The sequence below is a fragment of the Luteimonas sp. A649 genome (assembly GCF_054072735.1).
Genome location: NZ_JBSVRQ010000001.1, coordinates 164,031 through 176,574 on the forward strand (window position 1 = coordinate 164,031; position 12,544 = coordinate 176,574).

Here is a 12,544-nt window from a genome sequence, read left to right on the forward strand (position 1 = left end):
GGGGGATGTTCTCGACCCTCTTCGCCGTGGTGGTCGCGCTGGTGCTGGGGCACTTGGCGCCTTCGTTTGCTTCCGCGGTGCGCGACGACGGCTGGTACCGCGCGCTGCTGCAGTGGCTGGACCGCCGCTTCCGCGACGACGGCTTCTGGCGCGGCCCCTGGGGCCTGCTGCTGGCGCTGGTGCCGGTGGTGCTGCTGGTCGGCCTCGTGCAATGGGCGCTGGATGGCGTGATGTTCGGGCTGCCGGCGCTGCTGTTCGGCGTCGCGATGGTGTTCTACGCCTGGGGGCCGCGCGACCTCGACGTGGACGTGGCCGCGGTGGTCGATGCCGAGGATTCGGCCGCACGTGGCGAAGCGCTGGCGCGGCTGCGGCCCGCGGCCGCGAGCGGTGCCGCGGACGGCGGCGACGATGTCGGTCGCGTCTTCATCGCCGCGCTGCGGCGCTGGTTCGGCGTGCTGTTCTGGTTCGTGGTGCTGGGCGCGGTCGGCGCCCTGCTGTACCGCCTGGTCGCGATCGCCGCCGAGGACGAGCCCGCCCTCTACCTGCCCGAAGGAACGGTGGATGGCGCGCGCAAGCTGCTGGTGCTGCTCGACTGGCCGGTGGCGCAGCTGATGGCGCTGTCGCTGGCGCTGGTGGGCAACTTCGACGTCGTGGTGTCGGCCTGGAAAGCCGCCGGGGGTGCGGGTCTGCGCCTGGCCACCCGCGTGCTTGCCGCCGCCGGTCGCGCCAGCGTGCGCTGGGAGCTGGCGGAAGAGTTGCATGAGTCCGCGGACGCGTTCGCCGCGGCCTCCGCGAGCGCGGTCGATCCTGGCGGTGCCGGCGTGCCGCCCGTGGGTTTCACCGCGGGTGACGTACTCGATGTTCCGCTGGCCCAGGCCATGCGCGATGCGATGTCCCTGGTCTGGCGCGTGCTGCTGGCATGGCTGGCGGTGCTGGCCCTGTTCGTCGTCGCCGGCTGGGTCAACTGACGCTTTTTTGTGGGAGCGGCTATAGCCGCTATCAACCACCGGAGTGACCCGGCGATCGCGGCTGTAGCCGCTCCCACACACGAGCGCCGCGCTGGCGCGCTGCATGGGAGCTCAGGGATTGTCGCCGCGCAGGGCGCGCACCCTCGCCTCCAGCATCGGGGCGTCGGCTGCGGCACCGGGAACCGGTGCGTCGGCCATGACCGCCACGTGGGCGCGGAAGCGGCGCGGCACGCGCATGCGGGCCATCCGCCCGCTGGCGGCGGATGCACTGCGACGGCTCCACATGCTGCTCCACATGCCGCGCAGCGCCATCGGCACCACCGGCACGGGGCGCCGCTGCAGGATGCGCTCGACGCCGGATTTGAACGTCGTGATCGCACCGTCCGTGGTCAGCCGGCCCTCGGGGAAGATCAGCACCAGCTCGTCCGCCGCCAGTGCGGCATCGATGGCGTCAAACGCGCGGTCCATCATCGCCCGGTCTTCCCGCGGGCTCGCGATCGGGATTGCGCCCGCGGCACGGAAGATCCAGCGCATCACCGGGATCTGGAAGATCCGGTAGTACATGACGAAGCGCACCGGTCGCGGGATGCTCGCCGCCAGGATCAGCGCGTCCATGTAGCTGACGTGGTTGCAGACCAGCAGTGCCGGGCCTTCGTCGGGCACGTGGCGCTCGATGCCGTGCAGCTCCAGCCGGTAGAGCGTGCGCACCAGCAGCCAGCTGACGAAGCGCATCGCGAACTCGGGCACGATGGTGAAGATCCACGTGGCCACCAGCAGGTTGGCGATCGCCACCGCCAGGAACACCTGCGGAATGCTCCAGCCCAGCACCTGCTGCAGCGCGAGGCCGATGACGGCCGCGGCGACGATGAAGGCCGAGTTCTGGATGTTGAGGCCGGCGAACACGCGCGCCATTTCATGCTTCGGCGTACGGCTCTGCACCAGCGCGAACAGCGGCACGATGAACAATCCGCAGGAAAAGCCGATGCCGGTGAGGTCGATGGCGATGCGCCAGCCGTTGTCGCCGGCGAGGAAGCCGGCGATGTCCAGCCCCGCCTGCGGCGCCAACCCGCTGCGCGCGAAGTACAGGTCGAGCATGAAGGCGCTGATGCCGAGCGCGCCCAGCGGCACCAGGCCGATCTCCACCGTGCGCGCGGACAGCTTCTCGCACAGCAGCGACCCCGTGCCCACGCCGATCGAGAACAGCGCCAGGCCAAAGATGTAGAGGCTGGTCGAACGCTCCGGTGCACCCAGGTGCAGCTCGGCATAGTTGGGCAGCTGCGCGGTCAGCACCGTGCCCACGAACCAGAACCACGACACGCCGAGGATCGCGTTGCGCACCGCCGGCGTGCGCCGGGTGAGCTTCCAGATCCGGACCGATTCCGGCACCGGGTTCCAGTTGACCTTGAGCTCCGGTGCGCCGGCGTCGACGCGCGGAATCATGCGCGCGACCAGGTTGCCGGCGATGGCCAGCGCGATCACCGAAGCCGCCGCCGCCTCCGCGCCCCACGTGCCCGCGACCTGGAACACCAGGCCGCCGTAGATCATGCCGGCGAGGATCGACAGCGAGGTGCCCATCTCCACCAGTCCGTTGCCGCCGGTGAGCTCTTCGGGCTTCAACACCGCCGGCAGGATCGAGTACTTCACCGGCCCGAACAGCGTCGACTGCATGCCGGTCGCGAACAGCGCCACCAGCAGCAGCGGCATGTTGCCGAGCAGGAAGCCGATCCCCGCCAGCGTCATGATCCCGATCTCCATCGCCGTGGTGATGCGGATCAGTCGCTGCTTCTCCAGCTTCTCGGCGAACTGCCCGGCGATGGCGGAGAACAGGAAGTAGGGCGCGATGAACAGCGCCGGCGCGAGGTTGGTGTAGAGCGTGCGCTGCCCGGCGTCGACGCCGAGGTAGAACAGCAGGCCGATGATGGCCTGCCGGTAGACGTTGTCGTTGAAGGCGCCCAGCGCCTGCACGGCGAAATAGGGCAGGAAGCGACGCTCCCGCAGCAGTTGGAACTGGTTGTACGCCATGCATTCCCCCATCGGTCCGCAGCGAGACTAGCGTCCCGTTTGCCATTCGTGAAGGCGTGCTAGCCTCGCCGGGCGCCATTCAGGAATGCGCCCAGCGACAGGAAGGATCCGTCATGCACAGAGCAGTTCCAGTCCTGGCGGCCGCCGCCGCCATGTTCGTCATGGTTTCATGTGCCGCTGGGCCGAGCAGCGCCAAGGAGGACACCCGGATGTCGGCAGTCGCTAAAACCCCTGATACCCCTTTCAAGGATCCTGCGGTACGGCCGATAGCCGATGCCGTGGCATCCGGTGATATATCGCGCATCCGCGCCCTGGCTCCCACAAGCGATCTTGCCGCTCACGGCGAGGACGACGTCACCCTCCTGGAGTGGGCGATCTGGAACCGGCAGCCGGAGGCGCTCGCGGCCCTGCTCGACGCCGGCGCGGATCCGTCGCAGCCCGGGATGGACGGCGAGACCGTCGCGCACATGGCCGCCATGGTCGACGACGCGCGCTACCTGCAGGTGCTCATCGACCACGACGCGCCGGTGGACATCGTGGGCGCGCGCGGTGGCCGGACTCCGATCTTTCGCGCCGTGCTGCATCGACGTGATCCGCAGGTCGCCATGCTGAAGACCGCCGGCGTCGACCTGCAACGCCAGGATTCCATGGGCAACGGGCTGCTGCACGTGGCCGCGAGCGTCAACGACGCGGGTCGGGTGCTGGAGCTGCTCGACGCGGGGGTCGCCCCCGACGCGGAGAACAGCCGCGGCGACACGTTCCAGGTCGCGCTGTTCGCCGGGTCCGATGCGCGGCTCAACGCGCAGACCCGCGCTGCGCGACAGGAGGTTCGCGAGTGGTTGGCGGCGCGGGACATTCCGCAGCCCTGATCCACCGACCGCAGTCAGGACAGGACGACCTGGAAGGGAGCCGCGATGGACGCGCCAATGGACAGACTTCCCGCACGCGCCGACACGGGGCTGGCAGCCGGGGTGGCCGGCCACGAGCCGCACGTGATCGACCGCGAGCTGTCGGCGGTCCTGCAGGACAACTACAACTGGACCGATGAGCGCAGGGGTCGCGGCTCCGTCGCGTCGCAGCCGCCGGAGGGCTGGACGCGGATGGACGACGAGGCGCTGCGCCAGGCGGGCATCGACCCGGCCCTGCTGCACGACACCAGGAGCGGCTTCGGCGCGAACGTCTATACCAACGCGCAAGGCCACGTGGTGCTCGCGTTCACCGGCACCGACGAGGGCCGCGACTGGCGACACAATCTGGGCCAGGGCCTGGGCCTGCGCGATGCGCAGTACGACCAGGCCATCGAGCTGGCGGGGGAAGCGCGCCGCGCATTCGGCCCCGACCTGGTCCTGACCGGCCATTCACTCGGCGGTGGCCTCGCGGCGGCCGCGGCCATGGTGCACGAGGTGCCCGCGGTCACCTTCAACGCCGCCGGCGTGCACGACCGCACGCTGGAGCGGCTCGGCTTCGACGCCGGCGTCCTGAAGCACGATGCCGCCCAGGGACTCGTCCGCAGCTACGCGGTGCAGAGCGAACTGCTCACCCACCTGCAGGAAGACAGCTTCCCGCTGAAGTACGTGATGCCGGATGCGCCCGGGCACCGCATCGACCTGCCCGACCCTGATCCGCTCGGCTTCTTCGAACGCCTGGTGCCGGGGAAGATGCTGATGCACCGCGTCGACCTGCACTACGTGGGTGCGGTGATGCGCGCGCAGGACGCGGCGGGACTGGAGATGAGGCCGTATGCACAGGCCCAGGCCGAGCCCGCCGCAACGCCGATGTCACGCCTCGACTTGCTGCTGGCCGGCGACGTCGACCCGACGGCGCGCAGCGCCTGGGAGCGCGACTTCGCCGCGAGCGGACCCGAGGCGCGGCCCACCGGCATCCGAGAGCAGGAGCCGGCGCCCGTCGAGCTTCCGGAGCAGGCCGCCTACGCGCGTTGACCGCCGCCCGACGCGCGTTCGCGCGCGATCGCGCGCCAGCCGATGTCATGCCGGTGGAACTCGCCCGGCCAGGAGATCCCGGCCACGGCTTCGTACGCGCGAGCCTGGGCTTCGGCGACGCTCCCTCCGATTCCGCAGGCGCAGAGCACGCGCCCGCCAGCCGTCACGGCATGGCTGCCTTCCAGGCGCGTGCCGGCATGGAAGATCCGGGTATCGGCAGGCACCGGCAGGTCGACGCTGTTGATGGCATCGCCCGTCCGCGGCGTACCCGGATAACCCTCGGCGGCCATGACCACCCCGAGCGCCGGGCGCGGATCCCAGTCGGCCCCCAGGCCATCGAGCGCACCGTCGATGGCGGATTCGATAAGTGACGCGAAGTCCGAGCGCAGCCGCATCATCACCGGCTGCGTTTCGGGATCGCCGAAGCGGACGTTGAACTCGATGACCTTCGGCGCGCCGTGGCCATCGATCATCAGCCCGGCGTAGAGGAAGCCGGTGAAGGGCACGCCGTCCGCGGCCATGCCGCGCACGGTCGGTTCGACCACCTCGCGCATGATCCGCGCGTGCACCTCGGGCGTGACCACCGGCGCGGGCGAGTACGCGCCCATGCCACCGGTGTTCGGGCCGGTATCGCCGTCGCCCACGCGCTTGTGGTCCTGGCTGGTGGCCATCGGCAACGCCGTCGTGCCATCGACCATGGAAATGAAGCTGGCTTCTTCGCCATCGAGGAACTCCTCGATCACCACGCGCGCGCCGGCCTCGCCGAAGGCGCTGCCGCCGAGCATGTCGCGCACCGCGGCCTCGGCCTCGGCCAGCGTCATGGCCACGATGACGCCCTTGCCGGCGGCCAGGCCGTCGGCCTTGACCACGATCGGCGCGCCCGTGTCGCGCAGGTAGGCCAGCGCCGGCTCGAGATCGGTGAACACCGCGTAGTGCGCGGTCGGGATGCCGTGGCGGGCCAGGAAATCCTTGGCGAAGGCCTTGCTGCCTTCCAGTTGCGCCGCCGCAGCGCTGGGTCCGAAGATGCGCAGTCCGGCGGCTCGGAAGCGGTCGACCACGCCAGCGACCAGCGGCGCCTCGGGGCCGACGACGGTGAAGGCCACGCCTTCGTCGCGGGCCAGCGCCAGCAGCGCCTCGATGTCGGTGGCACCCACGGCGACGTTGCGGCAGCGGTCTTCGACCGCTGTGCCGGCATTGCCCGGCGCGACCAGCACTTCATCCACGCCGGCCGACTGCGCCAGCTTCCACGCCAGCGCGTGCTCGCGCCCGCCGGAACCAATCACCAGGACCTTCATGTTCGACCTTGCTGTTCAAGCTGTTGGGAGCATAGCCCCCTGAGTCAGGGGGCGGTCCGCGCCGCAAGGCGCGAATGGGGGTGTGGCAGCGCGGGGGCGGGGCCCGAAGTTCGCGCAGCGAACTTCGGGATTGATGCCCGGCGCAGCCGGACATCAATGCCTGAAGTGCCGCACCCCGGTGAACACCATCGCGATGCCGTGCTCGTCCGCCGCCGCGATCACCTCCGCGTCGCGCATCGAGCCGCCCGGCTGGATCACCGCGCGGATGCCGGCTTCGGCGGCGGCGTCGAGGCCATCGCGGAACGGGAAGAAGGCGTCCGACGCCATCACCGAGCCCTCGACCTGCAGCCCGGCGTCGGCGGCCTTGATGCCGGCGATGCGCGCCGAGTACACGCGGCTCATCTGGCCGGCGCCGACGCCGATGGTGGCGTCGTCCTTCGCATACACGATGGCGTTGGACTTCACGTACTTGGCCACGCGCCAGGCGAACAGCAGGTCGCGCAGTTCGGCCGCAGTGGGCGCGCGCTTTGTCACCTGCTTCAGTTCTTCCACGGTCATGCCGCGGTTGTCGGCGGCCTGCAGCAGCAGGCCGGAGCCGATGCGCTTGCTGTCGTACAGGTTGCGGCCGTCGCCGTGCGGGATGCGCAGCACGCGCACGTTCGCCTTCTTCGCGCAGTAGTCGAGCGCTGCGGGCTCGTACTCGGGCGCGATCAGCACTTCCACGAACTGGCGGTCGAGGATCGCCTTCACGGTGGCGGCATCGAGCGTGGTGTTGAAGGCGAGGATGCCGCCGAAGGCCGACGTGGGATCGGTCGCATACGCGCGCTCGTAGGCCTCGCCGCAGCCCGATGCGGTGGCGACGCCGCAGGGGTTGGCGTGCTTCACGATCACGCAGGCGGGCGCGTCGAACTGGCGCACGCATTCCCAGGCCGCGTCGGCGTCGCCGAGGTTGTTGTAGCTCAACTCCTTGCCCTGCAGCTGGGTGAACGTGGCCAACGTGCCCGGCACCGGATGCATGTCGCGGTAGAAGGCGCCGCTCTGGTGCGGGTTCTCGCCGTAGCGCAGGTCCATCACCTTCACGAAGCCGCTGTGCATCTGCGCGGGGAACTCCTCGCGCGCCGGTACCGCGGCCGTGGCATCGGCGACTGCCGACAGGTAGTTGCCGATCGCCGCGTCGTATTGCGCCACGCGATTGAAGGCGGCGACCGAGAGCGCGAAGCGGGTGGCAGCGGAGAGCGCGCCGCCGTGGGCTTCAAGCTCATCGACGATGCCTGAGTACTGCGCCGGATCGGTGGCCACCGCCACGCGCGCGAAGTTCTTCGCCGCCGAGCGCAGCATCGCGGGGCCGCCGATGTCGATGTTCTCCACCGCATCGGCCAGGCTGCAGTCGGTCTTTGCCGTGACCTGCTCGAACGGGTAGAGGTTCAGCACCAGCAGGTCGATGGCGCCGATGCCGTGTTCGGCCATCACCGCGTCGTCCACGCCCAGGCGCCCGAGCAGGCCGCCGTGCACCACCGGGTGCAGGGTCTTGACCCGGCCGTCCATCATTTCCGGGAAGCCCGTCACCTCGGACACGTCGCGCACCGCCAGTCCGGCCTCGCGCAGGGCGCGGGCGGTGCCGCCAGTGGAAAGCAGTTCGATGCCGCGCGCGGCAAGCGCCCGGGCGAGTTCAACCAGCCCGGTCTTGTCGGACACGGACAGCAGGGCCCGGCGCAGGGGCAGGCGATCGGTGGTCATGGCGTGGGAGGCAGCGGGGACGCCGCGATTATACGGCGCGCCAGCGGCGCGGCCGGCCGCGTGGAGCTCAGACGATGCCGTAGTCGCGCAGCTTGCGGCGCAGGGTGGCGCGGTGGATGCCGAGCATCGCGGCGGCGCGGCTCTGGTTGCCTTCGCAGTGGTTGAGCACTTCCACGAACAGCGGGATCTCGAGCTCGCGCAGGGCGATGTCGTACAGGTTCTCCGCGTCGCAGCCGTCCAGGTCGCGGATGTAGCGGCGCACGGAGTTCGCCACGTGCTCGCGCAGCGGTGCCCGTTGCGTGCCGCGGGCCTGCGGCTCGTTGTTGTCGGCAGCGTTCAATCGGACCCCTGGAGCATGCTCGCGCGTCGCGCGCGAGTGGGTATCGAGTCTAGCGCGATGGCGCCATGGCCGCCATTGGCGGGCGATCAGTGGAAGTCGAAGGCGAAGCCGACGGCGCCGGTGCCGGGTTCGAGCACGTCCATGCGGATCACCGCGCCCTGGCCGCTGTCGAGCAGGTCGGAGGGAGGGGCGCCCGCCAGGTATTCCGCCGCCGTGAACGCACGGGTGCCAAGCGGGCGGCCGTCGATATCGGACAGCGTCAGCACCACGTCCGGCCAAGGCTGGGCCCAGGCGGCATCGTTGCGGAAGCTGGCGGTGATGCGCAGGGCGTTGGCGGCGTCCGGGTGCGGGCGCACGTCGCGCTCGAGCAGCACGAAGGCGGACGGTTCGCGCCAGGGCGGCAGGCTGCACTGCAGCACCGCGCATGCGCCCGCGACCAGCGGACGCCAGCCGGGGTCGGCGGCCAGGCGCGCGCGGTCGGCGAGCAGCCACTGCAGTGCGAGCAGCAAGGTGAGCCCGGCGATGGCCACGGGCATCAGCCAGCGGCGTCCGGGCGCGCGTTCGGAGGCGATGGCCGTCCGGCGGCGCGCGAAGCTCGGAGCCACGCGGCCGGGAGCGCGGCGCGTTCCGGTCGCGACCGGGGGAAGGCCAATTGGGGGGGTATGCGCGGCTTCCGGTGCTTCCGGTGCATCCGGGGCCTCCGGCGCCTCCCGGGCCTCAGCGACCTCCCGGGCTTCCGCGACCTCCACGACCGCCATGGCAGCCGGGACCTCAGGAACCTCCCGGACCGCAGCGTCGATGGCGGGCCCGTCGGCTGCCTCCACAGGCGGCTCAATGTCCACGGGCGTTCGCGCCGGTTGCTCGAGCTCTGGGGGAAGCGCGGGTTCCGGTCCGGGCTGCAGCAGCGTGGCGATCGACACCGCCGGCTGCGTCGCCAGGTCCGCGTCCACCGCGTCGTGCTCATGGACGATCCCGGCAATGGCGCTCGCCACGTTGCTGCGCGCATCGTCGACCACCGGTTGCACGGGCGCGCCGTCGCGGATGTGCGCCGCGCAGCGCGGGCAGCGCTCAGGGGGCAGGTCGGTCGCGGGATCCGTGGCGACCAGTGCGCGGCAGAACGGGCAGTTGACGAACATGCGCGCTATTCAAGCATGTGCCGCGGGCGGGCGGCAGCCGTCAGCGGCGGCGGATGCCGTCAATGCGAACCCAGTCACCTTCGACCACGACTTCGAGCGTGTCGAACCACGCGCCGTAGCGCTGCAGCAGCGGTTCCTGCTGGCCGTCGAGGATGCCCGACAGCGCCAACCGGCCGCCCGGCGCCACGCATGCGGCAATGGTGTCCGCGAGCGCGTCGAGCGCCGAGGCGAGGATGTTGGCGACCACGATCGGCCAGGTGCCGTCGGGCGCCGCGTCGGGGGCGTGCACGGACAGCCGCGCGCCGACCTCGTTGCGCTCGGCGTTGTCGGCGGTGGCCAGCAGCGCCTGCGGGTCGTTGTCGATGCCGGTGGCATGCGCGGCCCCGAGCTTGAGCGCGGCCAGGGCGAGGATGCCGCTGCCGCAGCCGAAATCGAGCACGCGTGCATCGGCGAGCAGGCCCGCGCAAGCCAGGTCGTCGAGCCAGCGCAGGCAGAGCGCGGTCGTCGGGTGCGTACCGGAGCCGAAGGCCAGGCCCGGGTCCAGCCGCACCACTGCGGCGGATGCTTCGTCGGCACCCGCGGGGAGTTCGTGGTTCCAGGGCACGATCCAGGTGCGCTGGCCGAATCGCAGCGGCACGTACTGGTCCATCCACGCCCGCTCCCAGTCCTGGTCTTCGACGTGGCGGAAGGAGACGCGACTCCAGTCCAGGCCGGGGTCGAAGCTCTCGAGCGCGGCCAGGAGCAGCAGCGCGTCCGCATCGTGCGGGAACAGCGCGCTCAGCGAGATGGAGTTCCACAGCGGCGTTTCGCCGACTCCCGGTTCCAGGATCGCGTCTTCGTTGCCGGTATCGGCGTCGGCATCGAGCATGGTTACCGCGAGCGCACCGACATCGTCGAACGCATGTTCGTAGCGGGGCTGCTCGGATTCGCGGCAGTGCAGGGTCAGTTCGAGGAAGGGCATCGCGGACGGCCGGGGCTGGGGGGCCTGCATGGTAGCGGCATGCCACGCCAGCACGCCGGCCCGGGGATGTCCCGGGCCGGCGCTGGAACTCAGGGCGCCGGGACGAGGGTCGCCACGTCGTATGCGGTCTCACGGCCGAAACCGTCGGCACGCAAGGTGGCGGTGCCGCTTGTCGGCCGCTTCGGGGACACGATGGTGAACGAGTACAACTCGCCCCAGCCGAGCGAACGACCGGCATCGCCCGCCTTCCATTCGACGCTGGAGGGGCCGGCTTCGAACGCCCAGTCGTTACCCGCGACCAGGTCGCCGTCACGGAAGACCGTCGAAGTGATGGCGCTGCCCGAGGCCGTGGCCAGTGCCAGGGCGTCGAAGCCCTGGCTCGACACGATGCGCAGGTTCGGCGAGTTGCCCTCGGTCTGCGCGAAGGCGAAGTCGAAGTTCATCAGCGCGTAGTGGTATTGCCAGTTGCCGCCGGGCAGGCGCGTCACCTTGACCGCGAGCTTGGCGTGCTGGTCGCCGGCCACGAACTCGGTCATCAGCTTGCGGCTGTCCTTCACCGGGTTCATGCGCGGGTTGCGCGGGTTGATGGGCACGCTGTTGTCCTGCCCGAACCAGCGGTCGATCGCAGACCCCAGGCGCTCGCTGTTGGTGCCGATGTTCCAGATGCTGCCGGTCCACGCGGGCGTGGTCGCTTTGGTGGACATCGAGTTGTAGATGTTGATGTCGCCCCGTGCCACGTACCAGGACTCGAACAGCCAGGTGGCCCCGGGGTTGGCGGCCGCCGACACCTGCGACTCGCCCACCAGCAGGCGGAACGTGTAGTTGTCGCCCGGCGCGGTGTTCTGGACGCCATTGCAGTCGGGGTCGAAGACCGAGCCGCAGCGGCCCCACAGGCCGGGCCCGGGCAGGATCTCGGCACGCGAGGTCATGCCCTGGGTGTAGTCGTTGTTGCCCACCGAGTAGGTGTCGGTGCAACCGCGGCCCAGCGCGTGGCCGTTGTGGTCGTTGCTGTCCAGGCAGCTGCCGTTGGTGGTCAGGTAGGCGTGCTTCACGCCCGAGCGACCGATCTGCTCGAGGCTGCCGTCGGCGTTGGTCCGGTACATGTTCCAGATCAGGTACGGATGCTGGTCGTTGTTGTACGGAGCGGAGTTGCCGGAGAACTTCTGGTGCCAGGGGATCGTGGCCGTCCACATCGCCGTGCTGGTGCCCAGCGGATCGCCGGGGACGGTGGCGTTGATGCTGCCCTCGTTGACGTTGTTCTTCAGCGTCGCCGACGGCGCGATGGCCATGGTGCCGCTGCCGGCGGGACCGCTGCAGCCCTGGCAGCGCAGGTACTGCGCGAAGGTGCTGAGCATGAAGATGTCGTTCTGGTAGGTGCCGCCGTTGGGGGCGGGATCGCCGTCCCAGGTGATGTGGTTGGCGAGCGGGGCGAGGTCGCCGCTGCCGCGGACCTGCACCGGCACGTCCAGCTGCAGTTCGGCGATCGCCATGCCGGCGGCATGGGGTGCGCCCAGGCGCTGTGCGAGGCGCTCGCTGATCCGGATGTCGGACGAGCCGATGGTGAACGACGGCGGATCGTCGAGCAGCTCGTGCATCACATGATCGACGTGGAACCAGGCATCGCCGCGGGCATCGACCAGGTCGAACTCGGGCTCGGCGCCGCGCTTCACGCTTCGCGGGACCAGGCGGAATCCGTCGAGGTCGATGGTGCCGCCCTTCAGCTGCACCACGTAGCCACCACGCGCCTGCAGGGCGCCGCCGGCCATCTCGCGGGCGTAGCCGTTGTCGACCATGAAGCGCATCTGCTGCGCCTCCTGCACCGCGAAGCGCTCGGAACCGTCGTTGGCGCGGCGGCCGTGGATGGAGCCGGGGACGATGCGCATGCCGAGGTCGGCGGCGAGGTCATGGTTCCAGCGGATGCCGATATCGCCACCGGCGACGCTCCACGGCCGCTCGGTCTGGGCACGGTCTGCACCCTTGGGCGCGGGAGCCGCGGTGTGCGGCTGTGCGAAAACGATCCCGGCGGTGGCCGTGACCAGCAGCCCGCCAAGCATGGCGGTCGCGATCTTGCTCTTGCTGAAGCGCATCGATCTTCTCTCCCTCTGCGGTGGTGCCGGCCCCCGTGCCCGGCGAACGTCCGAGCAT

At 70.4% G+C, this 12,544-nt stretch carries 10 protein-coding genes; 3 read left to right on the forward strand and 7 right to left on the reverse strand.

The features are described 5' to 3' along the window. The first annotated feature begins 5 nt into the window (after positions 1-5). Positions 6-968 (forward strand): hypothetical protein, encoded by a 963-nt coding sequence (locus tag ACW5E8_RS00795; protein ID WP_456963610.1) that lies wholly within the window; start codon positions 6-8, stop codon positions 966-968. Positions 969-1,079: 111 nt separating this feature from the next. Here the strand turns inward: ACW5E8_RS00795 and ACW5E8_RS00800 are convergent, their stop codons facing one another. Next, positions 1,080-2,990 carry an MFS transporter gene (locus tag ACW5E8_RS00800; RefSeq protein ID WP_456963611.1) on the reverse strand — a complete coding sequence of 637 codons (1,911 nt, stop codon included), beginning with the start codon at positions 2,988-2,990 and terminating at the stop codon, positions 1,080-1,082. A gap of 113 nt (positions 2,991-3,103) precedes the next feature. Here ACW5E8_RS00800 and ACW5E8_RS00805 point away from each other — a divergent pair, with 113 nt between their 5' ends. Both ACW5E8_RS00805 and ACW5E8_RS00810 read left to right on the forward strand, forming a co-directional pair. Further along, the gene (locus ACW5E8_RS00805) at positions 3,104-3,859 is read left to right on the forward strand and encodes an ankyrin repeat domain-containing protein (protein ID WP_456963612.1); all 756 of its coding nucleotides are present in this window, start codon (positions 3,104-3,106) and stop codon (positions 3,857-3,859) included. 57 nt (positions 3,860-3,916) lie between these two features. Beyond that, entirely contained in the window at positions 3,917-4,930 is a 1,014-nt protein-coding gene (locus ACW5E8_RS00810; protein ID WP_456963613.1) for an Mbeg1-like protein, read from the forward strand. Here ACW5E8_RS00810 and purD read toward each other — a convergent pair. The 6 genes from purD to ACW5E8_RS00840 all read right to left on the reverse strand — a co-directional run bounded on the left by purD (position 4,918) and on the right by ACW5E8_RS00840 (position 12,486). After that, positions 4,918-6,225, reverse strand: a complete 1,308-nt coding sequence (purD, locus tag ACW5E8_RS00815; RefSeq protein WP_456963614.1) for a phosphoribosylamine--glycine ligase — start codon at positions 6,223-6,225, stop codon at positions 4,918-4,920. The two genes, ACW5E8_RS00810 and purD, sit on opposite strands and share 13 nt — an antisense overlap. A gap of 153 nt (positions 6,226-6,378) precedes the next feature. Next, complete coding sequence (gene purH, locus ACW5E8_RS00820; RefSeq protein ID WP_456963615.1) at positions 6,379-7,962, reverse strand: bifunctional phosphoribosylaminoimidazolecarboxamide formyltransferase/IMP cyclohydrolase; 1,584 nt, start codon at positions 7,960-7,962, stop codon at positions 6,379-6,381. A gap of 67 nt (positions 7,963-8,029) precedes the next feature. Further along, the gene (gene fis, locus ACW5E8_RS00825) at positions 8,030-8,302 is read right to left on the reverse strand and encodes a DNA-binding transcriptional regulator Fis (protein ID WP_456963616.1); all 273 of its coding nucleotides are present in this window, start codon (positions 8,300-8,302) and stop codon (positions 8,030-8,032) included. An 86-nt stretch (positions 8,303-8,388) separates the two neighbouring features. Beyond that, complete coding sequence (locus tag ACW5E8_RS00830) at positions 8,389-9,438, reverse strand: DUF3426 domain-containing protein (RefSeq protein WP_456963617.1); 1,050 nt, start codon at positions 9,436-9,438, stop codon at positions 8,389-8,391. Between the two features lie 40 nt (positions 9,439-9,478). After that, a complete protein-coding gene (prmA, locus tag ACW5E8_RS00835) occupies positions 9,479-10,399 on the reverse strand; it encodes a 50S ribosomal protein L11 methyltransferase (RefSeq protein WP_456965197.1) in 921 nt (306 codons plus the stop codon). Between the two features lie 89 nt (positions 10,400-10,488). Beyond that, positions 10,489-12,486, reverse strand: a complete 1,998-nt coding sequence (locus ACW5E8_RS00840) for a hypothetical protein (protein WP_456963618.1) — start codon at positions 12,484-12,486, stop codon at positions 10,489-10,491. Positions 12,487-12,544: the final 58 nt, after the last annotated feature.